The organism is Kitasatospora sp. NPDC017646, assembly GCF_044329365.1.
Classification (GTDB): Bacteria; Actinomycetota; Actinomycetes; order Streptomycetales; family Streptomycetaceae; genus Kitasatospora.
In genome coordinates this window covers 1-26,477 of the sequence record NZ_JBIRJC010000007.1, presented here as the reverse complement: position 1 = coordinate 26,477, position 26,477 = coordinate 1, and the positions used below count along the sequence as shown (strand labels likewise).

Annotated in this window: 26 protein-coding genes; 16 read left to right on the top strand and 10 right to left on the bottom strand. The window is 72.7% G+C overall.

The annotated features are described in order from the left end of the window. Window positions 1-215 precede the first annotated feature (215 nt). The 5 genes from ACH4J0_RS13670 to ACH4J0_RS13650 all read right to left on the bottom strand — a co-directional run bounded on the left by ACH4J0_RS13670 (window position 216) and on the right by ACH4J0_RS13650 (window position 5,783). Entirely contained in the window at window positions 216-599 is a 384-nt protein-coding gene (locus ACH4J0_RS13670) for a DUF3099 domain-containing protein (protein ID WP_396239547.1), read from the bottom strand. Between the two features lie 145 nt (window positions 600-744). Then, complete coding sequence (locus tag ACH4J0_RS13665; RefSeq protein WP_396239961.1) at window positions 745-1,293, bottom strand: RNA 2'-phosphotransferase; 549 nt, start codon at window positions 1,291-1,293, stop codon at window positions 745-747. A 32-nt stretch (window positions 1,294-1,325) separates the two neighbouring features. Beyond that, the gene (locus tag ACH4J0_RS13660) at window positions 1,326-2,723 is read right to left on the bottom strand and encodes a metallopeptidase TldD-related protein (protein ID WP_396239545.1); all 1,398 of its coding nucleotides are present in this window, start codon (window positions 2,721-2,723) and stop codon (window positions 1,326-1,328) included. Then, on the bottom strand, window positions 2,723-4,324 hold the full coding sequence (locus ACH4J0_RS13655) for a TldD/PmbA family protein (protein ID WP_396239543.1): 1,602 nt from the start codon (window positions 4,322-4,324) through the stop codon (window positions 2,723-2,725). Before ACH4J0_RS13655 ends, ACH4J0_RS13660 begins: the two co-directional genes overlap by 1 nt. A 313-nt stretch (window positions 4,325-4,637) precedes the next feature. Continuing rightward, on the bottom strand, window positions 4,638-5,783 hold the full coding sequence (locus ACH4J0_RS13650; protein ID WP_396239541.1) for an MBL fold metallo-hydrolase: 1,146 nt from the start codon (window positions 5,781-5,783) through the stop codon (window positions 4,638-4,640). Between the two features lie 313 nt (window positions 5,784-6,096). On the opposite strand from ACH4J0_RS13650, the gene fabG reads away from it, so the two are divergent. Together fabG and fabI are read left to right on the top strand one after the other, a co-directional pair. Next, a complete protein-coding gene (gene fabG, locus ACH4J0_RS13645) occupies window positions 6,097-6,816 on the top strand; it encodes a 3-oxoacyl-[acyl-carrier-protein] reductase (protein ID WP_396239539.1) in 720 nt (239 codons plus the stop codon). Window positions 6,817-6,818: 2 nt separating this feature from the next. Next, the gene (fabI, locus tag ACH4J0_RS13640) at window positions 6,819-7,586 is read left to right on the top strand and encodes an enoyl-ACP reductase FabI (RefSeq protein WP_396239537.1); all 768 of its coding nucleotides are present in this window, start codon (window positions 6,819-6,821) and stop codon (window positions 7,584-7,586) included. Window positions 7,587-7,726: 140 nt separating this feature from the next. On the opposite strand, the gene ACH4J0_RS13635 is transcribed toward fabI, so the two are convergent. Further along, on the bottom strand, window positions 7,727-8,401 hold the full coding sequence (locus tag ACH4J0_RS13635) for a FadR/GntR family transcriptional regulator (RefSeq protein WP_396239535.1): 675 nt from the start codon (window positions 8,399-8,401) through the stop codon (window positions 7,727-7,729). Window positions 8,402-8,524: 123 nt separating this feature from the next. Here ACH4J0_RS13635 and ACH4J0_RS13630 point away from each other — a divergent pair, with 123 nt between their 5' ends. The 3 genes from ACH4J0_RS13630 (at window position 8,525) to ACH4J0_RS13620 (ending at window position 10,622) form a co-directional block, all read left to right on the top strand. Continuing rightward, window positions 8,525-9,805, top strand: a complete 1,281-nt coding sequence (locus ACH4J0_RS13630; protein ID WP_396239533.1) for a CynX/NimT family MFS transporter — start codon at window positions 8,525-8,527, stop codon at window positions 9,803-9,805. Between the two features lie 96 nt (window positions 9,806-9,901). Further along, window positions 9,902-10,024, top strand: coding sequence for an SGM_5486 family transporter-associated protein (locus tag ACH4J0_RS13625; RefSeq protein WP_396239531.1), 123 nt, complete (start codon window positions 9,902-9,904; stop codon window positions 10,022-10,024). A 70-nt stretch (window positions 10,025-10,094) separates the two neighbouring features. Further along, the gene (locus tag ACH4J0_RS13620; RefSeq protein ID WP_396239529.1) at window positions 10,095-10,622 is read left to right on the top strand and encodes a SixA phosphatase family protein; all 528 of its coding nucleotides are present in this window, start codon (window positions 10,095-10,097) and stop codon (window positions 10,620-10,622) included. A gap of 83 nt (window positions 10,623-10,705) precedes the next feature. On the opposite strand, the gene serB is transcribed toward ACH4J0_RS13620, so the two are convergent. Beyond that, window positions 10,706-11,953: a phosphoserine phosphatase SerB gene (serB, locus tag ACH4J0_RS13615; protein ID WP_396239527.1), complete on the bottom strand. Its 1,248-nt coding sequence runs from the start codon at window positions 11,951-11,953 to the stop codon at window positions 10,706-10,708. Window positions 11,954-12,190: 237 nt separating this feature from the next. On the opposite strand from serB, the gene ACH4J0_RS13610 reads away from it, so the two are divergent. The 3 genes from ACH4J0_RS13610 to ACH4J0_RS13600 all read left to right on the top strand — a co-directional run bounded on the left by ACH4J0_RS13610 (window position 12,191) and on the right by ACH4J0_RS13600 (window position 16,792). Then, window positions 12,191-14,785: an FHA domain-containing protein gene (locus tag ACH4J0_RS13610; RefSeq protein ID WP_396239525.1), complete on the top strand. Its 2,595-nt coding sequence runs from the start codon at window positions 12,191-12,193 to the stop codon at window positions 14,783-14,785. Window positions 14,786-14,925: 140 nt separating this feature from the next. Beyond that, window positions 14,926-16,122, top strand: coding sequence for a GAF domain-containing sensor histidine kinase (locus ACH4J0_RS13605; RefSeq protein ID WP_396239523.1), 1,197 nt, complete (start codon window positions 14,926-14,928; stop codon window positions 16,120-16,122). Continuing rightward, window positions 16,115-16,792 carry a response regulator gene (locus ACH4J0_RS13600; protein ID WP_396239521.1) on the top strand — a complete coding sequence of 226 codons (678 nt, stop codon included), beginning with the start codon at window positions 16,115-16,117 and terminating at the stop codon, window positions 16,790-16,792. The genes ACH4J0_RS13605 and ACH4J0_RS13600 overlap by 8 nt, the downstream gene beginning before the upstream one ends. Here ACH4J0_RS13600 and ACH4J0_RS13595 read toward each other — a convergent pair. Continuing rightward, entirely contained in the window at window positions 16,789-17,592 is an 804-nt protein-coding gene (locus tag ACH4J0_RS13595) for a hypothetical protein (RefSeq protein ID WP_396239519.1), read from the bottom strand. The genes ACH4J0_RS13600 and ACH4J0_RS13595 overlap by 4 nt on opposite strands. Window positions 17,593-17,741: 149 nt before the next feature. Here ACH4J0_RS13595 and ACH4J0_RS13590 point away from each other — a divergent pair, with 149 nt between their 5' ends. From ACH4J0_RS13590 to ACH4J0_RS13560, 7 genes are all read left to right on the top strand, one after another. Next, window positions 17,742-18,533 carry an ABC transporter ATP-binding protein gene (locus tag ACH4J0_RS13590; protein WP_396239517.1) on the top strand — a complete coding sequence of 264 codons (792 nt, stop codon included), beginning with the start codon at window positions 17,742-17,744 and terminating at the stop codon, window positions 18,531-18,533. Between the two features lie 141 nt (window positions 18,534-18,674). Beyond that, window positions 18,675-19,097, top strand: a complete 423-nt coding sequence (locus ACH4J0_RS13585) for an NfeD family protein (RefSeq protein WP_396239515.1) — start codon at window positions 18,675-18,677, stop codon at window positions 19,095-19,097. A gap of 10 nt (window positions 19,098-19,107) precedes the next feature. Next, window positions 19,108-20,160, top strand: a complete 1,053-nt coding sequence (locus tag ACH4J0_RS13580) for an SPFH domain-containing protein (RefSeq protein WP_396239513.1) — start codon at window positions 19,108-19,110, stop codon at window positions 20,158-20,160. Window positions 20,161-20,377: 217 nt separating this feature from the next. Beyond that, window positions 20,378-21,136: a sulfite exporter TauE/SafE family protein gene (locus tag ACH4J0_RS13575; RefSeq protein ID WP_396239511.1), complete on the top strand. Its 759-nt coding sequence runs from the start codon at window positions 20,378-20,380 to the stop codon at window positions 21,134-21,136. 62 nt (window positions 21,137-21,198) lie between these two features. Further along, window positions 21,199-21,378 (top strand): DUF1272 domain-containing protein, encoded by a 180-nt coding sequence (locus tag ACH4J0_RS13570; protein ID WP_396239509.1) that lies wholly within the window; start codon window positions 21,199-21,201, stop codon window positions 21,376-21,378. A 44-nt stretch (window positions 21,379-21,422) separates the two neighbouring features. Next, on the top strand, window positions 21,423-21,728 hold the full coding sequence (locus ACH4J0_RS13565; RefSeq protein ID WP_396239507.1) for a 4a-hydroxytetrahydrobiopterin dehydratase: 306 nt from the start codon (window positions 21,423-21,425) through the stop codon (window positions 21,726-21,728). A 110-nt stretch (window positions 21,729-21,838) separates the two neighbouring features. Further along, window positions 21,839-23,827 (top strand): PQQ-binding-like beta-propeller repeat protein, encoded by a 1,989-nt coding sequence (locus ACH4J0_RS13560; protein ID WP_396239505.1) that lies wholly within the window; start codon window positions 21,839-21,841, stop codon window positions 23,825-23,827. A gap of 69 nt (window positions 23,828-23,896) precedes the next feature. Here ACH4J0_RS13560 and ACH4J0_RS13555 read toward each other — a convergent pair whose 3' ends face one another. Next, on the bottom strand, window positions 23,897-24,427 hold the full coding sequence (locus ACH4J0_RS13555; RefSeq protein WP_030285730.1) for an HNH endonuclease: 531 nt from the start codon (window positions 24,425-24,427) through the stop codon (window positions 23,897-23,899). 305 nt (window positions 24,428-24,732) lie between these two features. Here ACH4J0_RS13555 and tyrS point away from each other — a divergent pair, with 305 nt between their 5' ends. Further along, on the top strand, window positions 24,733-26,001 hold the full coding sequence (gene tyrS / locus ACH4J0_RS13550; protein WP_396239959.1) for a tyrosine--tRNA ligase: 1,269 nt from the start codon (window positions 24,733-24,735) through the stop codon (window positions 25,999-26,001). Window positions 26,002-26,181: 180 nt separating this feature from the next. Here tyrS and ACH4J0_RS13545 read toward each other — a convergent pair. Next, a partial coding sequence (locus ACH4J0_RS13545; protein ID WP_396239503.1) for a hypothetical protein occupies window positions 26,182-26,477 on the bottom strand: 296 nt, incomplete at its 5' end.

Below are 26,477 nucleotides of genomic sequence, written 5' to 3'. Positions count from 1 at the left end.
GCGCCGTCCGGCCCGGCCGGATCCGGGCATGGCGACGCCGGGCAGCCACGGGGGGAGCCGCCCGGCGTCGGTCCGTCGCTCCGACGGGGGATGCGGAGCGCGTACGCAGTATGTCACGGCCGGACCCTCGGATGGGGAGGTCTTGCATGATTAATCTGAGCTTCTTCTGAGCTTTCGTCGAGCCGATTCGGGCTCAACCGCCGTGAACCGGACAGTCAGTCCGCGCCCTGTGAAGTTTCGGTGCCAGCGGCCTTTGCCTGTCCTGTACCAGCCGGCGCACCAGCCCCACCCGTACCACCGGGGCCGAGCATCAGCGGCGTTTCGGAGGGGAAGTCGAAGGTGCTCGGCAGTCCCGGCGCCTGCTCCCGGCCCGCGTTGGCGACCAGCACCGCGAAGTAGGGCAGCAGCACACCGCCCGCCAGCGCCGCGAAGGCGAGCCAGCGCTGGACGTCCCACAGCGCCACCGCGAGCAGCACGCAGAGGGTGCGGACCAGCATCGAGATGACGTAGCGGCGCTGGCGACCCCGGACATCCTCGGAGAGGCTGCTGCGTGCCCCCGTGATCCGGTAGACCCGTCCGCCTCCGGCGCTCTTGCCCATGTGCCCTACCGCCCTCGTCCACGCACCCGCGCGCCGTGCCGCGCGGCCTTCTCACGGTACGCCCGGGTGCCGGGCACGACGAGACCGGGTGGGCGGGGCCCACCCGGTCGGGCGTGATAGGAGCGCCGTACGGCCCTGCCCGTGGTCAGGAGCGGCGGGAGAGGTACTGCGGGGGCACGGCGGCGGTGAGCCAGACGCCGTTCTCGCTGAGCCGGAACCGGTGGCCGGCCGCCGCCATCGCGGCCGCGTTCACGGTCAGCACGACCGGGCGGCCGTGCCGGGCGCCGACCCGGGTCGCGGTCTCGGTGTCCGCCGAGAGGTGCACGTCCTGCCGGGTCATCGGGCGCAGGCCCTCGCGGAAGATCGACGCCAGGTGGCGGTCGGCGGTGCCGTGGTAGAGCACGTGGGGCGGCACGGTGGCGGTCAGACCGAGGTCGACCGCCACCGTGTGGCCCTGGTTGGCGCGGATGGAGAGGCCGTCCGGCGAGTAGCCGAAGCGGCGCTTGTCGTTGGTGGCCACGACGTGGTCCAGCTCGGCCCTGGTGAGCGGCCGGCCCTTCGCCGCGAGGGCGTCGAGCAGGACCTCGACCCGGACCCAGCCGGAGCCGTCCAGGGTGATCCCCACCAGCTCCGGCTCGTGGCGCAGGATGCGCGACAGCATCTTGCTCGACCTGACCAGCCGCTTCTCGTCCATCATGTCCTTCGTATCCCCCCGTTGGCCGGCCGCTATGAGGCCTGGCTGACCGAACTCATGTTGAAGTCCGCGACACGCACGGGTGGCATCGCGGTGCGGGTGAAGTAGTCGCTCCACTCGCGGGGCAGGCAGCGTTCGGTGCGGCCCGCCTCGGTGATCCGGTCGAGCAGGTCGACCGGGGACTCGTTGAACCGGAAGTTGTTGACCGCGCCGACCACCTCGCCGTTCTCCACCAGGTAGACGCCGTCCCGGGTGAGGCCGGTGAGCAGCAGCGTCGCCGGGTCCACCTCGCGGATGTACCACAGGCAGGTGAGCAGCAGGCCGCGCTCGGTGCGGGCGATCATCTCGTCCAGGGTCGGCGCCGACTCCTGGTCGGCCGTCTCCAGCACCAGGTTGTCGATCGCCGGGCGCAGCGGCAGGCCGGTGAGGCCGGCCGCGTGGCGGCTGGTGACCAGGCCGGTCAGCACACCCTCGCGGATCCAGTCGGTGGCGGTGACCGGCGTGCCGTTGTCGAAGACCGAGACGTCGCCGCCGGAGCTGTGGGCCAGCACGAACGGGGCGGCCTCCAGGCCGGGTTCGGCCGGGTCGGCGCGCAGCGTCAGCGGCAGGCCGGCGAGCTTGTCGCCGAGCCGGGTGCCACCGCCGGGCTTGGAGAAGACCGTCCGGCCCTCGTGGGCGTCCCGGCCGGCGGAGGACCAGTGGAGGTTGATCATCAGGTCGGCGACGGCCGAGGGCGGCAGCAGCGTCTCGTACCGGCCGGCCGGCAGGTCGATCCTGCGGGCGCCCCAGCCGAGGCGCTTGGTGAGTTCGGCGTGCAGGGCCGGGACGTCGATGTCGGTGAAGTCCCGGGTGGCGGCGCCGACCCAGGCCGAGCCGGTGAGGTCGGCCGTCTTGCCGTTGATCTCGACCATGCCGGTGGGCTGGTCGTGGCGCAGCCGCAGGCCGGTGGAGCTGCCCAGGTAGCTGGTGGTGAGCTCGTGCCGGGCGAAGCCGTAGAGCAGTTCGCCCTGGGCGGCGGCGCGGGCGAAGGCCTGACCGAGGGCCGGGCCGAAGGCGTCGAACACCTCGATCGAGGTCTCCGCGGGCGGCGCGGTGAAGTCCGGGGACTGCGGCCGGTCGGCGACCAGCGGCTGGGCGTCCTCGGCGGGGCCGGCCGCGCGGGCGGCCTCCTCGGCGGCGCGGACCAGGCCCTCGACGTCCTCGGCGGTGACGGCCTCGCGGGAGACCACGCCGGAGGCGGTGCCCTCGGCTCCGGCCACGGTGGCGACCACGGTGAGGCGGCGGCCGCGGGTGACGCCGTTGGTGGTCAGGGCGTTGCCGGCCCAGCGCAGGTTGGCGGTGGACTCCTCGTCGGCGATCACCACGCAGCCGTCGGCGCGGGAGAGGCCGAGCGCCAGCTCGACGAGTTCGTGGGGCTGCATCGCGGTCATCAGTGACCCGCCTCCTGCTGGGTGTTGAGCACGTTGACGTTGCGGAACAGCGCCGACGGGCAGCCGTGGCTGACCGCCGCGATCTGACCGGGCTGCGCCTTGCCGCAGTTGAAGGCGCCGTTGAGGACGTAGGTCTGCGGGCCGCCGACCGCCGCCATCGAGCCCCAGAAGTCGGTGGTGGTGGCCTGGTAGGCGAAGTCCTTCACCTGGCCGGCGAGTTCGCCGTTCTTGATGGCGTAGGCACGCTGGCCGGTGAACTGGAAGTTGTAGCGCTGCATGTCGATCGACCAGGAGCGGTCGCCGACGATGTAGAGGCCGTTCTCCACCCCGGCGAACAGGCCCTCGGTGTCGGGGCCGCCGGCGGCGGGCTGGAGCGAGACGTTGGCCATCCGCTGGACCGGGACGTGCGCGGGGGAGTCCGCGAAGGCGCAGCCGTTGGAGCGCTCGAACCCCTTCAACTTGGCCATGGCCCGGTCGAGTTGGTAGCCGACCAGGACGCCGTCCCTGATCAGGTCCCAGGACTGGGTGGCGACGCCCTCGTCGTCGTAGCCGATGGTGGACAGGCCGTGCTCGGCGGTGCGGTCGCCGGTGACGTGCATCAGGTCGGAGCCGTAGCGGAGGCTGCCGAGCTGGTCGAAGGTGGCGAAGGAGGTGCCGGCGTAGGCGGCCTCGTAGCCGAGCGCGCGGTCCAGCTCGGTGGCGTGGCCGATCGACTCGTGGATGGTCAGCCAGAGGTTGGACGGGTCGATGACCAGGTCGTAGCGGCCCGCCCGGACGCTCGGGGCCTTCATCTTCTCGGCCAGCAGGACGGGCAGTTCGGCGAGTTCCGCGTCCCAGTCCCACTCGGTGCCGGTCAGGCTGCGTCCGTCGGGGGACGACCCCCGGCCCCCCGTGAGGTACTCATAGCCGCGGCCGACCGGCGGGGCCAGGGTGCGCATCGAGTCGAAGGCGCCGGTGCGCTCGTCGACCGAGGTGGCCTCCAGGTCGGAGTAGAGCCGGATCCGCTGCTGGGTCGTCATGGTGCCCGCGGTGTCCGCGTAGAACTTGTTCTCCTGGACCGTCAGCAGGGCGGCCTGGACATGCGAGACGCCCCGGGCGGCCAGCAGCCGGGAGCTGCGCTCGGCGAGCAGGGCGGTCTTCTCGGCGTCCGGCACCTCGAAGGGGTTGACCTCGTACGCGGAGACCCAGGTGACGTCCCGGTGGACGGGTTCGTCGGCCAGCTCGACCCGCTCGGAGGAGCCGGCCGCCCGGCTGATCCCGCCGGAGAGCCGGGCCACCGCGACGGCCCGGGCGGCGACCTCGGCCGCGGCCTCGGGAGTGAGGTCCACCCCGGCGGCGAAGCCCCACGCGCCGTCCAGCAGCACCCGGACGGCGAAGCCCAGCTGCACGCTGTCGGAGGTGCCGGCCGGACGGGCGTCGCGCAGCCGCCAGGAGGCGCTGCGGACCCGCTCCAGGCGGAAGTCGGCGTGGCCTGCGCCCAGTTCACGGGCCCGGCTGAGGGCGGCGTCGGCGAGGGAGCGCAGCGGGAGGGCGAGGAACAGCGGGTCGACGGCGCGGGCGGGCTCGGCGCCGGCGTTGTCGGCCGGAGGGATCGGAGGCAATCGGGCTCCCAGGTCGCGGGGGGTGGCGGGGGGGGGGGGGGGGGGGGGGGGGCCCCCCCCCCCGCCCCCCCCCCCCCCGGGGGGCCCCCCCGGGGGGGGGGCGGGGGGGGCGGGGGGGGGCGCCGGGGGGGGAGGGGGCGGCGCGGGGGTGGGGGGGGGGGGGGCGCGGTGCAACGGGGGCCCCCGGGGGGGGGGGGGGGGGGGGGCGGCCGCCGCTGGGGCGCCCCCACCGCATCATTTCCCGTCCACCGGGTTTCGGGCCAGCGCATTTGGCCCGGTGCGTTGCGGTTTCGGCCAGGGCGCTCCGGTGCCGTCAGGAGACGGCCTCCCACCAGCCGTCCAGCTCCGGGGGGTTGTCCACGTCGACCCGCTCGCCGGGGCGCGGGACGGCCAGCGGGACGGCCTGGTTCTTGGCCTCCTTGAGCAGCCGTTCGATCGGCTCGGCCCACGGGTGCAGCCCCAGGTTGAAGGTGCACCAGTGGACCGGTACCAGGAGCCCGGCCCGGAGGTCACGGTGGGCGAGGACGGCGTCCTCGGGGGTCATGTGGATGTCCGCCCAGGCCGCGTCGTAGGCGCCGATCTGGACCAGGGCGGCGTCGAAGGGGCCGTGCTGCTCGCCGATCCGGGCGTAGCCCTCGAAGTAGCCGGAGTCGCCGGTGTAGAAGACCTTGCGGCGGGGGCCGGCGATCACCCAGGAGCCCCACAGGGTGGTGTTGCGGGTCAGGCCGCGGCCGGAGAAGTGGTGCGCGGAGGTGAGGGTGAGCACCAGCTCGCCCAGGGTGCAGGTCTCGTCCCAGTCCAGCTCGATGATCCGGTGCTCGGGGACGCCCCAGCGGCGCAGGTGGCCGCCGATGCCGAGCGGCACCGCGAAGGGCGCGGACTGGCTGCGCACCAGGCGCTTGACGGTGGCCATGTCGAGGTGGTCGTAGTGGTCGTGCGAGATCAGCACCGCGTCGACCGGCGGCAGCTCCTCCAACTCGACCGGCACCGGGTGCAGCCGCTTGGGTCCGACGTGGGCGGAGGGGGAGCAGCGCTCGCTCCAGACCGGGTCGAGCAGGACGCGCGAGCCCTCGATCTCCACCAGCGCGGAGGCGTGCCCGTACCAGGTGATCTCCACGCCCTCGGCGGCCGGGCCGGTCGCGGCGGCGGGGCGCACGGTGGGCACCGGGTGGGCCGGGACGCGGCCCTCGCGCTGGAACAGCATCCGGCGGACGGTGTCGCGGTCGAGGTCGGGGGTGCTGCCGGCCCGGGCCAGGGTCGAGGGCGCGTTGTGGAAGACGCCGTCGCGGTACTGGGGGGAGTCGCGCACCCGCTCCTCGCGCTCGCCGTCCGGGCGGCGGCCGAACGCCGCGGGCAGGTCGCGCAGCGACCAGGCGGTCGCGCCCAGGCCCGCCGCCAGGGCGGTGAGGGCGAGCAGTCGTCCGCGCCGGTGGGTGCTCCCGGGCCGTGCCTTGGTCATGCGCCCTGCCTTCGTTTCCTCGCCGGGACTCTTCGGGGAAGGGTACGGCCGGCCCCGGGGCGGTTCGCACCACGGGGGCAACGGGCACCCCCGCCCGTGTTGTTCCCGCACAGTAGCCCCTGTCGCGGCGGGGCTGCGGCCCGAGGGGGCGGCCGGGCGGCGTCCGGCGCCGCGGGACGGATTGTCGGATTGCGACAGTTCCGCCGGTGCGGCGCTGTGGGAGCCCGATTCGCCGCCGCCGCCGACCGCCCGATAGCGTCACACTGCGTACGCATTCCGATGTACGCGCTCACACACGGAGAGAGGTGGATCGTTGAGCCGCTCGGTTCTCGTCACCGGAGGAAACCGGGGCATCGGCCTCGCGATCGCCCAGGCCTTCGCCGAAACGGGCGACAAGGTGGCCATCACCAGCCGCTCGGGTGAGGTGCCCGAGGCACTGGCCAAGTACGACGTGCTCGCGGTGCGTTGCGACATCACGGACGCCGCCCAGGTCGACGCCGCCTTCACCGAGATCGAGCAGAAGCACGGCGCGGTCGAGGTGCTGGTCGCCAACGCGGGCATCACCAACGACACCCTGCTGCTGCGGATGTCCGAGGAGGACTTCACCTCCGTCGTGGACACCAACCTGACCGGCGCCTTCCGGGTGGTCAAGCGCGCGTCGAAGCTGATGATGCGGGCCAAGAAGGGCCGCGTGGTGCTGATCTCCTCCGTGGTGGGCCTCTCCGGCTCGCCGGGCCAGGCCAACTACGCCGCCTCCAAGGCCGGCCTGGTCGGCTTCGCCCGCTCGCTGGCGCGCGAGCTCGGCCCGCGCAACATCACCGTCAACGTGGTCGCCCCCGGCTTCGTCGACACCGACATGACCGCCGTGCTCAGCGACGAGCGCCGCGCGGAGATCGTCTCGGGCGTGCCGCTGGGCCGCTACGCGGCGCCCGCCGAGGTCGCCTCCACCGTGCGGTTCCTCTCGTCGGACGAGGCCGCGTACATCACCGGAGCCGTCATTCCCGTCGACGGCGGATTGGGCATGGGTCACTGATCATGAGTGGAATCCTCGAAGGCAAGCGGATCCTCATCACCGGCGTGCTGATGGAGTCCTCCATCGCGTTCCACGCCGCCAAGCTCGCGCAGGAGCAGGGCGCGGAGATCATCCTCACCGCCTTCCCGCGCCCGAGCCTGACCGAGCGGATCGCCAAGAAGCTGCCGAAGCCGGTCAAGGTGCTGGAGCTGGACGTCTCCAACCCGGAGCACCTGGCCGGCCTCGCCGACCAGGTCCGCGAGACCCTGCCGACCCTGGACGGCATCGTCCACTCGATCGGCTTCGCGCCGCAGGACGCGCTGGGCGGCAACTTCCTGGACACGCCGTGGGAGTCCGTGGCCACCGCGATGCACGTCTCGGCGTACTCGCTGAAGTCGCTCACCATGGCGCTGCTGCCGCTGATGCAGGACGGCGGCGCGGTCGTCGGCCTGACCTTCGACGCGCAGTTCGCCTGGCCGCAGTACGACTGGATGGGCCCGGCCAAGGCCGCGCTGGAGGCGACCAACCGCTACCTGGCGCGCTACCTGGGCGAGCGGGACATCCGCTGCAACCTGGTCTCGGCCGGCCCGCTCGGCTCGATGGCCGCCAAGTCCATCCCGGGCTTCGGCGACCTGGCCGACACCTGGAACCACCGCTCCCCGCTGAAGTGGGACCTGAGCGACCCGGAGCCGGCCGGCCGCGCCATCGTCGCGCTGCTGTCGGAGTGGTTCCCGAAGACCACCGGCGAGATCATCCACGTGGACGGCGGCCTGCACGCCATCGGCGCCTGATCAGCTGACACCGCCGCTGCCCGGCACCCCTGCGAAGGGGGTGCCGGGCAGCGGCGTTCCCCGAGCCGAACGGCGCGCCGACGCCGACCGCCGGTGCCGGGGCAGCAGCGCCCGGCGGCGGGCGGGAGGGGCACAGGGGGTCACGCTTCGGCGGTCGCGCAGGCGCCGATGGCGCGGCCGGCCTCGACCGAGGCGCGCTGGGCGTCGCCGTCCCGGATGGCGTCCCGGATGGTGTCGTGGCCGATGTAGCGCTCGGCGATCAGCTCGGGGCCGACATCGTTGCGCAGGTGCTCGCGGGTGACCTCGCCGAGGTCGGCGTAGACGGCCAGCAGCACGTCGTTGTGGGCGGCGGCTACCACCGCCTGGTGGAAGGCGGCGTCGGCCTGCACGAAATCCTCGGCGTCGCCGGAGCGCCAGGCGGCCTCGCGCCGCTCCAGCGCGGCGTCCAGCAGACCGAGGTCGCGCTCGGTGCGGCGGAGGGCGGCCAGGCCGGCCGCGGAGGTCTCCAGCGCCGCCCGCAGCTCGGCGACCTGCGCCTGGTCGGCGTCGGCGAAGCGGCGGTGCATCACCCCGGCCAGCTCGCTGGTGGCGAGCACGTAGGTACCGGAGCCCTGGCGGATGTCGAGCAGCCCGTTGTGGGCGAGGGCGCGGACGGCCTCGCGGACGGTGTTGCGGGCCACCCCCAGCTGCTCGACCAGGGCGGCCTCGGTGGGGATGCGCGAGCCGACGGGCCACTCCCCGGAGGTGATCTGGGCGCGCAGCTGCGCGATCACCTGGTCGGACAGCGGGGTGCGCCTCGGCGAGGACAGCGCCACGGGGACTCCTTGCGACTACGGGGTGGGTGGCCCCTGGAGGGAGGTGGCCGGTGGATGAACGGTCGGCACATCATGTCAATTCCAAGGTGCATCAATTCATCCCATCATTCTATGATGGCGCACATGCCTCCCGCAGCAGACACCACCGCCTCCCCACGAACCGGGGCCCGGCCGCAGACCGAGCGGCCCTCCGCCCCCGCCAAGTACCTCGGCGTGCTGTTCGCCGTCGCGATCGCCGCCGCCGCCGTCAACCTGCGTCCCGTGGTCACCAGCCTCGGGCCGCTGCTCGACCAGGTCCGCGCCGACCTCGGGATGAACCCGACCCTGGCCGGACTGCTCACCGCCGTCCCCTCGCTGTGCTTCGCGCTGTTCGGCTTCGCCGCCCCCGCGGCGGCCCGCCGGATCGGCCCGGTCGCGGTGGTCACGGCCGGCATGGGCGCGATCACCGCGGGCGTGCTGGCCCGCTCCTTCGCCGGCGGCACCGCGGTGTTCCTGCTGCTCACCGCGCTCGCCCTGGCCGGCGTGGCGGTCTCCAACGTGCTGCTGCCGGTGGTGATCAAGCGGTACTTCCCGGAGAAGGTCGGTCCGATGATCGGCCTGTACTCCATGGCGCTGTCGGCGGGCACCGCGCTGGCCGCCGCCGTCACGGTGCCGCTGACCAGCGCGCTCGGCGGCGACTGGCGCTACGGCCTGGGCGTCTGGGCCGGCCTGGGCGCGCTCGCCCTGCTGCTCTGGCTCCCGGTGCTGATCGCCAGGCGCGAGCGCGGAGAGCAGGCGGGCGGCGCCGCCGCCGCCAAGCTGCCGATCACCCGCAGCCGCACCGCCTGGGCGATGGCCTGCTTCTTCGGCCTCCAGGCCACCGGCGCGTACGTGGTGATGGGCTGGCTGCCGAAGATCTTCCAGGACTCCGGCGTCGACAAGGGCACCTCCGGGGTGCTGCTGGCGGTCACCATGGTGATCGGCGTGCCGGTCTCCTTCGTGCTGCCCAACCTCGCCGCCCGGCGCGGCGACCAGCGGCTGTTCGTGGTGGTGCTGGCCGCCTGCGGCATCGCCGGGTACGCCGGTCTGGCGCTCGCCCCGGCGGGGGCGCCGTGGGTCTGGTCGGTCCTGGTGGGCCTGTCCAACTGCGCCTTCCCGCTGGTGCTGACCATGATCGGGCTGCGCGCCCGGACCTCGGGCGGGGTGGCGCAGCTGTCCGCCTTCGCCCAGGGCGTCGGCTACCTGATCTCCATCCCGGGCCCGATCCTGGTCGGCCGGATCTACCAGGCCACCGGCCAGTGGTACGGACCGCTGGGCTTCCTGGCGCTGCTGCTGGTGCCGCAGATGTTGTTCGGCCTGCGCGCCGCCCGGGCCCGGCACATCGAGGACGAGGCCGTCCACCCGGCCGAGCGGGTCAAGGCCTGACCGGCAAGGTCAACGCCTGACCGGCAAGGTCAAGGCCTGGCCAAGGCGGTGGGGCCAGCGGAGGACGGGCGTGTTCGGGGTGGAAGAATTCCCGACATGCCCGTTCTCGACCCGAATCCCACCGACGGCCGCAAGCAGCTCGGCCGCATCGCCCTCGCCTTCGGCGCCATCGTGGTGCTGGTGGCGGTCATCGCCACCGTCGCCGCCTCGGTGGGCTGACCCTCCGGGGGAGTGGCGGTGACCGGGGGCGTCGCGCCCCCGGGCCGCTTTTCTGCCAAGCTTGCTGGGTATGAGCGCCGACACGCCCCGCAGGATCATCGTTCTCCGTCACGCCAAGGCCGACTGGCCGAACGGTGTGGACGACCATGAGCGGCCGCTGGCCGACCGGGGCCGCCACCAGGCCCCGGACGCAGGCCGCTGGCTGGCCGATTCCGGTATCAACCCCGGCTTCGTGCTCTGCTCCACCGCCCTGCGCACCCGCGAGACCTGGAAGCTGGCGGCACACGAGCTGCCCAAGCGGGCCCGCAAGACGGTGTACGAGGACCGGATCTACGAGGCCAGCCCGGGCGAGATCATCACCGTCCTCCAGGAGACCCCGGAGGAGTTCGCCGACGTGGTGCTGGTCGGCCACAACCCCGGGGTGCTGGGCCTGACCCAGGTACTGGCCGGGGACGCCGGCGACCGGGACGCGCTGGAGCGGCTGCGCCTGGGCGGCTTCCCGACGGCGGCGATCGCGGTGCTCAGCTTCAGCGGTTCCTGGAAGGGTGTCGAGCCGGGGGTGGCCGAGCTGGTCTCGTACCACACGCCGCAGGACTGATGTCCGACGCAGACGTGAGGGGCGCGCGGATCTGATCCGCGCGCCCCTCACGTACCTCCGCAGGACCTGCCCGATCGGCCGCCCTACTCGACCGGGAGGCCGTCGGCCGCCTCGACCTCCTCGCGGGTGATGCCCAACAGGTAGAGCACGGTGTCCAGGAACGGCACGTTCACCGCGGTGTCGGCGGCCTCGCGCACCACCGGCTTGGCGTTGAAGGCGACCCCCAGCCCGGCCGCGTTCAGCATGTCCAGGTCGTTGGCACCGTCGCCGATCGCCACGGTCTGTTCCAGCGGCACCTTGGCCTGCTCGGCGAACCGGGCCAGCCAGCGGGCCTTTCCGGCCCGGTCCACGATCTCGCCGACCACCCGGCCGGTGAACCTGCCGTCCACCACCTCCAGGGTGTTGGCCGCCGCGAAGTCCAGCCCCAGCAGGTCCACGAGGTGGTCGGTCACCTGGGTGAAGCCGCCGGAGACCACCGCGACCTGGAAGCCCAGGCGCTGCAGCGTACGGATCAGCGTGCGGGCCCCCGGGGTGAGCCGGACCTCCGCGCGGACCTTCTCGGTCACCGAGGCGTCCAGCCCGGCCAGCAGCGCGACCCGGGCCCGCAGCGACTCGGCGAAGTCCAGCTCGCCGCGCATCGCCGCCGCCGTCACTTCGGCCACCTGCTCCTCGCAGCCCGCGTGGGCGGCGAACAGCTCGATGACCTCGTCCTGGATCAGCGTGGAGTCCACGTCCATCACGATCAGCCGCTTGGCCCGGCGCTCCAGCCCGGCGGCCACCACCGCGACGTCCACCCGCTGGGTGGCCGCCTCCTGGGCCAGCTCGGCCCGCAGCTCCTCGGTGGCCACACCGGAGACGGCGAGTTCGACCGCCGTCACCGGGTACTTGGCGAGGCGGAAGACACGGTCGATGTTGCCGCCCGCCGCGGTGATCCGGGAGGTCAGCGCGGACACGGCGGAGGCGGTCAGCGGGTTGCCGAGCACCGTCACGTGCGAACGGCCCTCGCGGCGCGGCCGGTTGTCGCCGATGCCGGAGAGGATCTCGGCCTGAAGCTTCTGCTCTTCGGCCCAGCGGTGCACGGTGGCCCGCAGGCCGCCCTCGGCGCCGGGCGCGTGGGGCGGGGTGACCAGGGCGCACAGCGTGATGCGGCCACGGGTGACGACCTGCTCGATGTCGATCACGTCGACGCCGAAGCCGGCCAGGGTGGCGAAGAGGCCGGCGGTGATGCCGGGGCGGTCCTTGCCGAACACCTTGACGAGCAGGGTGCGCTCGTCCGCGGTCCGGGGCTGGGCGGCGGGGAGGGGCTCAGCGGCCAAGGGCGATGCGTTCATGGTGACTCCCACGCTACCCGTCGGTCGCCGGGCCCAGGGCACCCGTCCCACGTCGCGGGACGCCCGCGCTCTCCGGGCCCGGCCGGCAGCCGCGCGTAGCAGCCTGGTCACAGTCACCCGGGGTGACTTTCATCGGCGGACGGCGGGCTGGAATGATTCCCCCCGTCAGTCAGAGGAACAGCGCACCCCGGCCGGGGGCCGAATTCGGGGGAACCGAGAGAGCGGGGCAGGCGAGCAGTGCCGCAACTCGTCATTGAGATCAACGGACAGCAGCGGACTCTTGAGCCCGGGCGGTCCTACACCATCGGACGCAACCCGCAGTCGGACTTCCCGTTCGACGACGCCAGGGTCTCCTGGCAGCACGGGACCATCAGTTTCAACGGCAGCGGTTGGCAGCTGGACGACCACGGAAGCACCAACGGCACGTACGTGGCCGGCGCCCGCACCATGCAGGCCCAGCTGTTCCCCGGCGGCGTCGTCAACCTGGGCAACCCGCAGAACGGGCCCCGACTCGCCTTCTCCGCGCCCGCCCACGCCGCCGCCCCGCAGCCCTCCCCGGTGCACGAGGCCGTCACCAGCCGCAGCCCCGGCCCGACGCCCCAACAGCCCGCCCCGCAGCAGCCGTGGCCGGGTCAGGACCCGTACCAGCAGCCGCAGCAGGCCTGGCCGGGCCAGCCCCAGCAGCAGTACGTGCCGCAGCAGCAGCCGTACCCGCCGCAGCCGCAGGACCAGCACCCGCCGCAGCACGGCGGGTTCCCGCAGCAGCAGGGCTTCCCGGCCCCGCCGCAGCACGGCGGTGGCGGCGGCCCGCAGCCGACGATGATCCGCAACCTGACGGCCGGCATGCGCACCGTCAGGATCGGCCGCGCGCTGGACAACGACATCGTGGTGTCCGACCTCCAGGTCTCCCGCCACCACGCCGAGCTGCGCCAGCTGCCGGACGGCCGTTACGAGATCGTCGACCTCGGCAGCCACAACGGCATCTTCCTCAACGGCCAGCCGGTGCAGCGCCAGCTGATGGGCCCGCAGGACCGGCTGACCGTCGGCCACTCCAGCTTCGTGCTGGTCGGCGACCAGCTGCAGGAGTTCGTCGACACCGGCGCGGTCTCCTTCTCCGCCCGCCACCTGACCGTCGAGGTCGAGCACAAGGGCGCCAAGAAGATCCTGCTCAACGACGTCAGTTTCGGCGTCCCGGAGAAGTCCCTGGTGGCCGTCATCGGCCCGTCCGGCTCCGGCAAGTCGACCCTGCTGCGCGCCCTCACCGGCTACCGCCCGGCCGACCGCGGCGAGGTGCTGTACGACGGCCGCAACCTCTACAAGCAGTTCGCCGAGCTGCGCTCCCGCATCGGCCTGGTGCCGCAGTCGGAGATCCTGCACCGCGAACTCACCGTCCGCAAGGGCCTCAAGTACGCGGCCCGGCTGCGCTTCCCCGGCGACACCGAGGCCCGCGAGCGCGACGCCCGGATCGACGAGGTGCTGTACGAGCTGCGCCTCGACAAGCGCGCCGACAACAAGATCACCGCGCTGTCCGGCGGTCAGCAGAAGCGCGTCTCGGTCGCGCTGGAGCTGCTCACCAAGCCCTCGCTGATCTTCCTGGACGAGCCCACCTCGGGCCTCGACCCGGGCATGGACCGCGAGGTCATGCAGATGCTGCGCGGCCTCGCCGACGACGGGCGCACGATCCTGGTCGTCACCCACTCCGTCGCCGAACTCGCGCTCTGCGACCGGCTGCTGGTCATGGCGCCGGGTGGCTCGGTGGCCTACTTCGGCCCGCCGGACGAGGCCCTGCACTTCTTCGGGTACGAGTCCTGGGCGGACGTCTTCCAGGCCTTCGAGAACTTCCCGGACCACGACTGGGCCGGCCGCTACCGCGGTTCGGTGCACTACCAGCAGTACTCCGCCCCGACCGTCGAGGCGGGCGAGGTGCAGCACGTCCAGGTCGCACAGGAGGCCATCAAGCCGCCCAAGCCGCAGAGCTGGGGCTCGCAGCTGTGGACGCTGATGCGCCGCTACATGTCGGTGCTCGCCTCCGACCGCGGCTTCCTGGCGCTGTCGGTGCTGCTGCCCGCGGTCATCGGCGCGGTCAGCGTACTGATCCCCAACGAACCGGGCCTCGCGCCCAACCCGAAGACCCAGCTCCACCTGAACAACGGGGCCGCGACGATCCTGCTGATCCTGGCGATCGGCGCCTGCTTCTCCGGAGCGGCCAACTCCGTCCGCGAGCTGATCAAGGAACGGGCGATCTACGAACGGGAACGGGCCACCGGCCTGTCCCGCTCGGCGTACATGATGTCCAAGATCATCGTGCTGGGCATCTTCTCCGTGATCCAGGGCGCGATCATCTCCGCGGTCGGCTTCCTGCCGCGCAAGCTCCCCGAGCACGGCCTGATCGTCCAGAACATGCCGATGATCGAGATGACCATCGGCATGATCCTGCTGAGCTTCGCCGCGATGATGTTCGGCCTGATGATCTCCGCGCTGGTGAAGACCGCCGAGAAGACCATGCCGCTGCTGGTCATGTTCGCCATCGTCCAGGTCGTCTTCACCGGCTGCCTCTTCCAGATCTTCGGCAAGCCCGGCCTGGAGCAGGTCGCCTGGCTGATGCCCGCCCGCTGGGGCACCGGCATCGTGTCCACCACGCTCAACCTGTCGCAGCTCATGGGCCCCTGGAACAAGGACTTCCAGCACCCGAACTACGACCCGCTGTGGAAGCACTCCGTCGCCCAGTGGGCGATCGACGCGAGCGTGCTGCTCGTGATCTCGATCGTGATCGGCGTGATCGTGACCAGGCTGCAGCGCCGGCACGAGCCGGAGGTCATGCAGAAGGGCTGACGGCCCGCACCGCACAGGGCGGCCCTCCCCACCAGGGGAGGGCCGCCCTCGTGGTGCCGGCGGTCCTAGGTCCCCGGACCTGCGTCCGGGGCGGCCGGGGACGGACGCGAGCGCCGCCGCGGCGGCGGTAGTTTGGCGGTATGCCCAGCACCACCGGTGACCACCGGACCCCCGAAGGCCCGCCCACCGCCTGCGACCCGCTGGCCGGCATCGAAGCCGTCAGCCAGGCCCTGCTCGCGATGAGCCGGCACCTGGAGGTCCGCGAGGTGCTGCGCCGCATCACCGCTTCCGCCCGCGACCTGCTCGACGCCGAGTACGCGGCCCTCGGCGTGCCCGACGACCACGGAGGCTTCGCCCAGTTCGTGGTCGACGGCGTCACCGACGAGCAGTGGCGGGCGATCGGTCCGTTGCCCCGTCAGCACGGCGTGCTCGCCGAACTGCTGCACGAGACCGGCCCCACCCGCCTCGTCGACGTTCGCAAGGCCCCGGCCTTCGAGGGCTGGCCCACCGCCCACCCCGAGATGGACGCCTTCCTCGGCATGCCCGTCCTGGACACCGAGGCCACCGAGGACGAACCCCGCGTGATGGGCGTCATCTTCCTCGCCAACAAGCGCGGCGGCGGTCTGTTCACCGACCACGACGAGGAACTGCTGCGGATCCTCGCCGCGCACGCCGCCCTCGCCCTGTCCAACGCCCGTCTGTACGAACGCAGCCGCGAACTCACCCTGGCCGGCGAGCGCGCCCGGATCGCCCACGACCTGCACGACGCCGTCTCGCAGAAGCTCTTCTCGCTGCGGCTGACCGCCAAGGCCGCCGCCAAGCTCGTCGACCGCGACCCGGCCCGCGCCCGCGCCGAACTCGCCGAGGTCGCCCGGCTCGCCGCCGAGGCCGCCGACGAACTGCGCGCCGTGGTGGTCGAACTGCGCCCCGCCGCCCTGGAGGAGGACGGGCTGAGCGCCACCCTCGCCTCCCAGGTGCAGGTCCTCGACCGCGCGCACACCGCCGACCTCGCCTTCGTCGCCGACGGCGTCCGCGCCCTGCCGCCCGCCCAGGAGGCCGCGCTGCTACGGGTCGCCCAGGAGGCGCTGCACAACGCGCTGCGCCACTCCGGCGCGCGCCGGGTCACCGTCATCCTGGCCGGCACCCCCGCCCGCGGCGCCGTGCTGCGCGTGCGCGACGACGGGCGCGGCTTCGACCCCGAGTCCGTCCGCAGGGCGGGCCGGCACCTCGGACTGGCCTCGATGCGCGACCGCGCGGCCGCCGTCGGCGGCACGCTCACCCTGGAGTCCGCCCCCGGCAAGGGGACGCTCGTCGAGATGGAGGTCCCCGGTGCCTGAGAGCACGCCGTCGATCCGCGTCCTGCTGGTCGACGACCACCAGGTGGTCCGCCGCGGACTGCGCACCTTCCTGGAGGTCCAGGACGACATCGAGGTGGTCGGGGAGGCCGCCGACGGGGCCGAGGGCGTCGAGCGCGCCCGCGAACTCGACCCGGACGTCGTCCTGATGGACCTCAAGATGCCCGGCGTCGACGGCATAGAGGCGCTGCGCACGCTCAAGGGCGAGGGCAGCCGGGCCCGGATCCTGATCGTCACCAGCTTCACCGAGCACCGCACCATGGTCCCCGCCCTGCGGGCCGGCGCCGCCGGGTACGTCTACAAGGACGTGGACCCGGAGGCGCTGGCCGGTGCGATCCGCTCGGTGCACGCCGGCCACGTGCTGCTCCAGCCCGAACTGGCCGAGGCGCTGCTCGCCGACGAGGGCCCGCGCGCCCCGCAGGGCCGCGGCGGCACCCTCACCGAGCGCGAGCGCGAGGTGCTCGGGCACATCGCCGACGGCCGCTCCAACCGGGAGATCGCCCGCAGCCTCCACCTGTCGGAGAAGACGGTGAAGACCCATGTGTCCAACATCCTGATGAAACTGGACCTCGCCGACCGCACCCAGGCCGCGCTGTGGGCCGTCCGCAACGGCGAGACCCGCGAAACCCGCGAGGCCCAGCGACGCTCCTAACGGTCCTCGCGCTCGTCCACCAGGGCGTTGTAGGCCGCCACCTGGGCACGGCGGGCGGTGCGCCGCAGGGGGGCCAGCACGGACTGGCGGGCGGCCATCTCGGAGGCGCTCACGGCCGCGCCGTGGCCGCCCGAGGCGATCGCCAGCAGGGCGGACACCTGACGGGCGGACTCCAGCACCCGCACGGCGCGCGGCGGGTAGCCGGGAGCGAGCAGCTCGACGTGGCCGCGCCGGCGGTACGCCTCCAGGGCGCGCAGCGCCTCCGGACCGGCGCCGGCCACGTCCAGCCGGGTCAGCAGCACGGTCGCCTCGCGCAGCCCGTCCGCCAGCTCGCGCTCGGCCTCGTGCAGCGAGGGCACGTCGGCCGGCGGGGCGTCGTTGACCTCGGCGCAGCGCCACAGCACGGTGGCCGAGCGGTCCCCCTCCGGGCCGTACACGGTGACCTCGGGCACCAGGCCGAGCGGTACGCCCACCGCGAGCACCGCCTCGCCCGCCGCCATGGCGTGCTCGTTGAAGGCCGCCGGGCCGGTCAGCCCCAGCGGGTGCCCGTCCGAGGGCAGGGCGAGGCGCAGGCCCTTCACGCCCAGCACCCTCAGCCGGCCGAGTGCCCAGGTCAGCCCGTGCTGCTCGCCCGGAGCGTCCCCGGGCAGCCCGGTCACCCGGTGGCCCTCGTCGGTGCCCAGTACGGCCGCGGCGGCGTTGTCGGGCGGCACCAGACCGCTCAGCAGGGCGTTGCCCCAGGCGGTCAGCCGCCCCGAACGGGGTTCTTCGTACGGATTGTCGGCAGGAGTCGCGAGCATCCGGCCAGCCTACGGAATCGGCGGTCATCCGCGTGGCGTAGGTTTGCCCATGCGCGTGCGGCGCACCCACCCCGTGCCCACCGGCCGCCGGAGTAGGCTCGCCGCCCGCACCGACGGCCGACATTTTTGTATTTGGGGAAGGCGTAGGCATGAGCGACGTGCTGGAGCTGGTGGACGTATCCGTGGTCCGGGAGGGGCGCGCGCTGGTCGACCAGGTCTCGTGGTCCATCTCGGAGGGTGAGCGCTGGGTCATCCTGGGACCGAACGGCGCCGGCAAGACCACTCTGCTGCAGATCGCCTCCTCGTACCTGTTCCCGACCTCGGGCAAGGTCTCGGTGCTCGGCGAGAAGCTGGACGAGATCGACGTCTTCGAGCTGCGCTCCCGGATCGGCCTGGCCGGCGCCTCGATGTTCGACAAGCTGCCGGCCGAGCAGACCGTGCTGCAGACCGTGCTGACCGCCGCCTACGGCATGACGGTCAGCTGGCAGGAGACCTACGAGCAGTCCGACGAGGGCCGCGCCCTCGCCCTGCTCGACCGGATGGGCATGGCCAACCTCACCGGCCGCAAGTTCGGCACCCTCTCCGAGGGCGAGCGCAAGCGCACCCTGATCGCCCGCGCCCTGATGACCGACCCCGAGCTGCTGCTGCTCGACGAGCCGGCGGCCGGCCTGGACCTCGGCGGCCGGGAGGACCTGGTCCGCCGGCTCGGCGCGCTCGCCCAGGACGAGTTCGCGCCGGCCATGGCGATGGTCACCCACCACGTCGAGGAGATCGCCCCCGGCTTCACCCACGTACTGATGATCCGCCAGGGAAAGGTGCTCACCGCCGGTCCGATCGACACCGAGCTGACCGCCCGCAACCTCTCCAAGTGCTTCGGCCTGCCGCTGACCCTGGAGCGCCACGGCGACCGCTGGTCGGCGCAGGGTCTGCCGCTGGGCTGACGCCCCGTCCGTCCAACCGGGGCCTGGCCGGCAAGCCCTGGCGAAGGCTCGTCGGAACCGGTCGCACGAGCGACCGGTTTCCGCCCCTCGACCTGCGGGAACTGTCCGCCTCGAAGGCCCTTCGCTCCCTAGGATGGACGTGTGGACAGCTGGATCTGGTGGCTCCTGGCCGCCGCGGCCCTCGGCATACCGCTGGTGCTCACCGCGATGCCGGAGTTCGCCATGTTCGCCGTCGGCGCGCTGGTGGCGGCCGGTGTCGCCGGACTGGGCGCCGGAGTGGTCCTCCAGGCCGTGACCTTCCTGGTGGTCTCGGTCGCGCTGGTGGCCTTCGTCCGTCCGATCGCCTACCGGCAGCTGCAGCGGGGCCCGCAGATCAAGATGGGCATCGAGGCGCTCCGGGGCGCCACCGCGGTCGTCGCGGAAACCGTCGACGGGGAGGGCGGACGGATCAAGCTCAACGGCGAGATCTGGTCGGCCCGCGCGCTCCACCCGGACCAGGTCTACCAGCCCGGGCAGCAGGTCGACGTCGTCGAAATCCAGGGCGCGACCGCCCTGGTCGTCTAGGGGAGAGTCCGTGGAACCCGTCCTTATCGTTTTGGTCGTCCTGGTCGTGGTGGCCTTCATCGCGCTGATCAAGACGATCCAGGTCATCCCGCAGGCCAGCGCCGCGATCGTGGAGCGCTTCGGCCGCTACACCCGGACGCTCAACGCAGGGCTGAACATCGTCGTCCCGTTCATCGACCGGGTCCGCAACCGCATCGACCTGCGCGAGCAGGTCGTGCCGTTCCCGCCGCAGCCGGTGATCACCCAGGACAACCTGGTGGTCAACATCGACACCGTCATCTACTACCAGGTCACCGACCCGCGGGCGGCCACCTACGAGGTCGCCAGCTACATCCAGGCCATCGAGCAGCTGACCGTCACCACGCTGCGCAACATCATCGGCTCGATGGACCTCGAATCCACCCTGACCTCGCGCGAGGTCATCAACGCCGGTCTGCGCGGGGTGCTGGACGAGGCCACCGGCAAGTGGGGCATCCGGGTCAACCGCGTCGAGCTGAAGGCGATCGAGCCGCCGACCTCCATCCAGGACTCGATGGAGAAGCAGATGCGCGCCGACCGTGACAAGCGCGCCGCGATCCTCACCGCCGAGGGCCAGCGCCAGGCCCAGATCCTCAAGGCCGAGGGTGAGAAGCAGGCGGACGTGCTCCGGGCCGAGGGTGAGGCGCAGGCCGCGGTGCTGCGCGCCGACGGTGAGGCCGCCGCGATCCGGACGGTCTTCGAGGCCATCCACGACGGCGACGCCGACCAGAAGCTGCTCGCCTACCAGTACCTCCAGACGCTGCCCGAGCTGGCCAAGGGCGACTCCAACAAGCTCTGGATCATCCCGAGCGAGGTCGGCGACGCGCTCAAGGGCCTCGGCGGCGCCTTCACCGGCCTGACCGGCAACGGTGGCGGCGTCAACGGCGGCGCGGTGGCGGCGCCGAGCGTCCCGCAGGCGCCCCCGGCGGCCACCCAGGTGCCGCTCGACCCGGCGGCCGGGCCGCGGCCGGTGGACGTCGAGAAGGGCGCCGCCCGTCCGCGGGTGGACCCGGCGCGGGAGTACCGCAAGATCGACCCGGAGTGATCCGACCGCGTTCGGTGGAGGGCCCGCTGCCCGGTGGTGGCGGGCCCTCGGCGTTCTCCCGGTCCTCGCGCGCGGTTCGGCGTACCGGTGGTTCGGCATTCCGGCGGTGTGGCGTTCCGGCGGTGTGGCGTGCGTCCCGAATCGTGACCGGGCCTGGTCCGGCCGGGGCGGGGTCCGGCATGATCCCCTCGGACAGGACCGAGAGGAGAGGTGACCCATGACGCTCTGGGAGGCGATCGCCGTCCTGGTGGCCGGCGTCGGTGCCGGGATGATCAACGTGATCGTCGGCTCCGGCACCCTGATCACCTTCCCGGTGCTGCTCGCCGTCGGCATCCCGCCGGTGACCGCCAACGTCTCCAACTCCTTCGGTCTGGTGCCCGGTTCGCTCAGCGGTGTGATCGGCTACCGCCGCGAACTGGTCGGCCAGGGCCGCCGGCTGCGGCGCATGGGCACCGCCTCACTGCTCGGCGGGCTGCTCGGCGCGCTGCTGCTGATCAAGCTGCCGAGCGGCGCCTTCGACGCGATCGTCCCGGCGCTGATCCTGCTCGCCCTGGTCCTGGTGGTGATCCAGCCCCGGGTGGCCAAGGCCGTCGCGGCCCGCCGCCGGGCCGACGGCGACCCGGACGGCAGCCTGGTGCTGCTGGCCGGGGTGTTCCTCACCGGCATCTACGGCGGCTACTTCGGCGCCGCGCAGGGCGTCCTGCTGATGGCTCTGATGGGCATGATGCTCCAGGAGGACCTGCAGCGGATCAACGCGGTGAAAAACGCCCTGGCGATGATCGTCAACGGGGTCGCCGCACTGTTCTTCCTGTTCACCTCCACGGTGAACTGGACGGCCGCCGGGCTGATCGCCGCTGGTTCGCTGGTCGGCGGACTGCTCGGTGCCAAGGTCGGCCGCCGCCTCCCGCCGGCCGCGCTGCGCGCGGTCATCGTGGTGGTCGGCCTGGTGGCCGTCACCAAGCTGTTGCTGAGTTGAACGGTGGTCAGACCGTACGTCTGACCGCTCATCGGACCGTACCGACATCGGAGGAACAGGCCATGGCCCTGGAGATGCGTGAGACCTGCGAGCGCTGCGAGGTGTCGCTGACCGCCGACGGCCCCGCCTCGATATGTTCCTACGAGTGCACCTTCTGCGCGGACTGCACCGAGGCCATGGCCGCCGACTGCCCCAACTGCGGCGGCGAGCTGGTGACCCGCCCGCGCCGCAAGGCCGCCTGACCGGCACCCCGCCGGCACCCGTCGACGACACCCGGAGCGCACCGATGAGCAGCAGGGCACGACTGAGCGAGGACGAGACCGCGGCGGCGCTGGCGGGCGTGCCGCTGTGGAGCCGGGACGGTGACAGCATCGTCCGCAGCGCCGACGCCCCCGACTTCCCCGCCGCGGTCCGGGTCGTCGTCGCCGTGGCCGAGCAGGCCGAGGAACTCGACCACCACCCCGACATCGACATCCGCTGGCGCACCCTGCGCTTCGTGCTGTCCACCCACAGCGCGGGCGGGCTCACCGACCTGGACTTCACCCTCGCCGCCCGCATCGACGAGGCCCTGCGCGCCGAGTCGGCGGCCTGAGCCCCGGCTCCCGCCCCCGCGTCGAGGGCCCGGATGGCGGGCCCGGGCGGGCGTGAGATGCTGACTGCCGCAATCGGCAGGCCGGCTGGGGGGCTGGGAGGGACGGAACGGTGGCACAGGAGCCCTTCGGAGACGCCCATGCCCAGCAGCAGCAGTGGCACCCCCAGGGCGGGCAGGACTGGCAGGGGCACGACGACCGGCAGCAGCAGCCGGCGCACTGGCAGCAGCCGGAGCCGCCCGGGCAGTGGCAGTACGACCAGGTCCCGTACGGGCAGCAGAGCGGTCACGGGCTGACGGGGTACGTCGAGGGCGGCTACTTCCAGGGGCAGTTCCAGGAACAGTTCCAGGGAGCGTTCCAGGAACAGGGCTTGCCGGGAACGGGCTTCCAGGGCCAGGGCCAGGGCCAGGGCCACGGGCCGTACGGCGGCCAGGAGCAGTTCCAGCCGTACCAGCAGCAGTACCCGGATTACGGGCAGCAGCCGTACCCCGCCGCCGCGCCGCAGGTCCAGCCGGTCGAGGAGGGACTGTACGTCCCGGCGGGGGCCGAGTACTCCGCCGACGGCTACGTGCACGTCGAGGAAGCGCCGGCGGAGCCCGCGTCGACCGTCGAGTCGTCCGTCGAGGAGCCCCCGGCGGTTCCGGCCGTCGAGGCCGCCGCGGCTGCTGCGCCCGCCGGGCGCTCGCGGGCCGCTCGGCGCGGCGGTCGCGGCGGCGCCGGCGGTTCCGGCTCCTCATCCCCCTCCCCCTCCTCGTTGGCGGACAAGGTGCGGGCGGCCGTCCTGACCGGGGAGCACGTGCCCAGTCGGCGGGCCCTGCTGGTGCGGGCGGGCGCCGGGGTGGCCGCGCTCGGGGTGCTGATAACCGCGGCGGTGACGGTCGGTGCCGAGGGCGGCGGCAGTGCGTCCGCGTCCAGCGGCGGCGAGCCCGGGTTCGCGGTGGCGCACACCAAGGTCTGGTCGGCGCAGCCCGCCGCCGCGGCGCAGCCCGGGGGCGACGACACGCTGGTCGGCAGCTGGCTGCTGGCCGACGCGGTGGTCCGCGCCGACGGCTCCGGCGTGCACGCGTACGACCGGAACGCGGGCAAGCCGACCTGGTCGGTCGAGCCCCCGGCCGCCGGGGCCGTCCCGTGCGGGCTCTCGGCGGGGGTGAACCAGGCCGGGCTGGGCGCGGCCCTGTTCCGGCCGCAGGCGGACCCGAAGAGCCCCTGCACCCTGGTCGCCGCCGTGGACACCAAGACCGGCAAGACCGCCTGGACCAAGAACCTCTCCGACGCCAAGGACGCCTACTCGGCGCGGATCGGCGTCACCGCGGACATGGTGATCGCGGTCGGCGACGACCGGGTGGCGGCCTGGGCGGCGGCCGACGGGAAGGACCTCTGGCAGTACACCGGACAGGGCAAGTTCTGCACCCTGTCCGGCGGCGTCAGCGGAAAGACCGTGCTGGTCGCCTCCTCCTGCGCCGACTCGACGCCCGCCGACCAGGCAGTCGCGCTGAACGCGGCGGACGGCAAGGTCAGTTGGTGGCGGGGCCTGAACAACCAGCCGAAGACGGTGACGGTGCTCTCCGCGGAGCCGGCCGTGGTGCTCACCACCGGCGGGAAACCCGAGGACGACCGGGTCTTCGCCTGGGGCACCGCCGGCGACCCGGCGGTCGAGATCCCGGTGGTCACCGACGCGGGTCGGCTGAACGTCACCCACGGAACGTTTTCGGCCACGCCCGAGGTGTTCTTCGAGGGCCGCACGATGGTCGCCGCGATGACCCCGGCGAACGGCGGCGGGCCGGTGTCCGCGGTCGGCTACGACCTGGACACCGGCAAGCAGCGTTGGAAGACGCCGACCGCAGCCAAGGGCACCTCCCGGGCGGTCGGCATCGACGGTGGCTCGCTGGTGCTGGCCGCGGACGAGCGCCGCGACCAGCCCGCCCGCCTGGGCCGCTTCCCGCTGGCGGGCGGCCAGGAGGCGGTCGGCGGCAACTTCCCGCCCGGCACCGGCTCGTTGCTGCTCTCCGGGCGGGTGCTGATCGGCGGCGGACAGGTGGTCGTGGTACCGGAACACGCGGCCAACTACGGCACGGCGGCGGGCTACCAGGCGAAGGACTGAGCCCGGCCCGGGCAGCCCGGCGCCCCGAAACCGGACCGCCCCTCGTCCGCCCGGTCCGGCCGGCCCTCGCTAGGCCGCCGTGACCGGCTGTCCCGGTACGGCCGGTAGCCAGTCGGCGAGTTCGCGGGCCTCCGAGCCGCGCAGGCCGAGCGCCAGCATCAGGGTGGCCTGCGGCGTCGGCACGAACGGCCGCCGCAGCAGTTTCATCCCGGCCTGCTCCGGCGTCCGGTCGGCCTTGCGCTGGTTGTCCTCCGCGCACGCGGCCACGGTGTTCATCCAGCTGTCCTCGCCGCCGCGCGACCTCGGCTGCAGGTGGTCCACCGTGGTGGCCCGGCGCCCGCAGTACGCGCACAGGTGCTGGTCCCGGGCCAGGACACCCCGTCTGGACCACGGGGCCTGTTGTCGGAAGGGCACTCTCACGTACCTCTGCAGCCTGATCACCCGTGGCACCGGGACGGCCACGCCCGTCCCCCGGATCGAGCGCAGCGGGTGCGCCTGCTCCACCACCGCCTTGTCCTGGAGCACCAGGACGACGGCGCGCTGGAGCGACACCGTCGTCAGGGGCTCGTAGCTCGCGTTCAGAACCAGCGTGTTGCGCACTCGGCACACCCTTCCCACGGGCGTGCCACGGCGGCACGACCGTCTCCACACACGTCACTGCCGCCGCACGGCGGTGAACCCACTCTGAATGGGCTCGCAGCCGACTAACAACGGAATTTCCGGTGTCGGAGAGGAGCCCGGGGGGAGCGGGGCCGCCGGCCAGGCCCGGTGCCATCCCGGTGCCTCGGGGAAACTCGCTGGCCGGAACCGCGTAGGCTCTATCAGGCTGGAGCCGTACCGACCCCGCGGCCCGACCGAACCGGGCCGACAGCGGGCGGACGCCCGATCGAAGGAGAAGCGTGACCGTGACGGACATCGTCGACGAGCTGCGGTGGCGTGGGCTGATCGCCCTGTCCACCGACGAGGACGCACTGCGCAAGGCGTTCGCGGACGGCCCGGTCACCTTCTATTGCGGCTTCGACCCGACGGCCCCCAGCCTGCACCTCGGCAACCTGGTCCAGATCCTCACCATGCGCCGCATCCAGCAGGCGGGGAACCTCCCGCTCGGCCTGGTCGGCGGTGCCACCGGCCTGATCGGCGACCCCAAGCCCACCGCCGAGCGCGTCCTCAACGACCCCGAGACGGTGGCCGGCTGGGTCGAGCGCCTGCGCGGCCAGATCTCCCGCTTCCTCGACTTCGAGGGCCCGTACGCGGCCCGCATGGTCAACAACCTGGACTGGACCTCCGGGATGTCGGCCATCAGCCTGCTGCGCGACGTCGGCAAGTACTTCCGGGTCAACAACATGATCGCCAAGGAGGCCGTCGCCCGACGGCTCAACTCCGACGCGGGCATCAGCTACACCGAGTTCAGCTACCAGATCCTCCAGGGCATGGACTACCTGGAGCTGAACCGCCGCTACGGCTGCACCCTGCAGACCGGCGGCAGCGACCAGTGGGGCAACCTCACCGCCGGCACGGACCTGATCCGCAAGGCCGACGGCAAGTCCGTGCACGCGCTGGCCACGCCGCTGATCGTCAAGGCCGACGGAACCAAGTTCGGCAAGACGGAGTCCGGCACGGTCTGGCTCGACCCCGAGCTGACCACCCCGTACGCCTTCTACCAGTTCTGGCTGAACGCGGACGACCGGGACGTCTCCAACTTCCTGCGGATCTTCAGCTTCCGCTCGAAGGAGGAGATCGAGGAGCTGGAGCGCGAGACGGCCGAGCGCCCCGCCGCCCGTCTCGCCCAGCGGGCCCTGGCCGAGGAGCTGACCACGCTGGTGCACGGCGCCGAGCAGTACGAGCGCGCGGTCGCCGCGTCCAAGGCGCTGTTCGGACAGGGCGACCTGGCCGACCTGGAGGCCCCGACCCTGGCCGCGGCCCTGGCCGAGGTTCCGAAGGCCGAGGTCACCGAACTCCAGCCGGTGGTCGACCTGTTGGTCGCCGTCGGCCTGGCGCCGAGCCGCTCGGCCGCCCGCCGGACGATCAAGGAGGGCGGTGCCTACCTCAACAACGTCAAGGTGACGGACGAGGAGGCGGTGCCGACCGAGGCCGATCTGCTGCACGGCCGCTGGCTGGTGCTGCGCCGCGGCAAGCGCAACCTCGCGGCAGCGGAGCTGATCCCGGCCGGCTGACCGGTCCGCTGACCTGTCAGTTGATCGACTGGCTGAAAGCACACCCACTCTGAGCTGCGGCTTTGAGCTCCGAGGGCCGGATCTGGACAGATCCGGCCCTCGACGTTTGACGATGTCCTCCAGGTGGCCTAGTGTTGAACGAGTCGCTGGAGCGGCCACCCCACTCAGCAAGACCCACTCTCACACCTCGAAGCCCATTCGCTTGGGTCTGTCGGCGTTGCCGTCAACGGGTGTGGGTGTGAATTTCGATTGACTCTCGGAATGCGCTAATGTGGTGGTCGTCGCGGAAAGCGGCCCGACCAGTTCGGAAAATTGGATGAATGAAACTCCGGAAAACGGAGCGGAAAACATCTGGTAAACTGGGAACACGAAAGAACGAAGCGCCCGGAGGGCCCGCTGGAAGGCGGTCCGAAGGAAGCGTCCGTTCCTTGAGAACTCAACAGCGTGCCAAAAGTCAACGCCAGATATGTTGACAT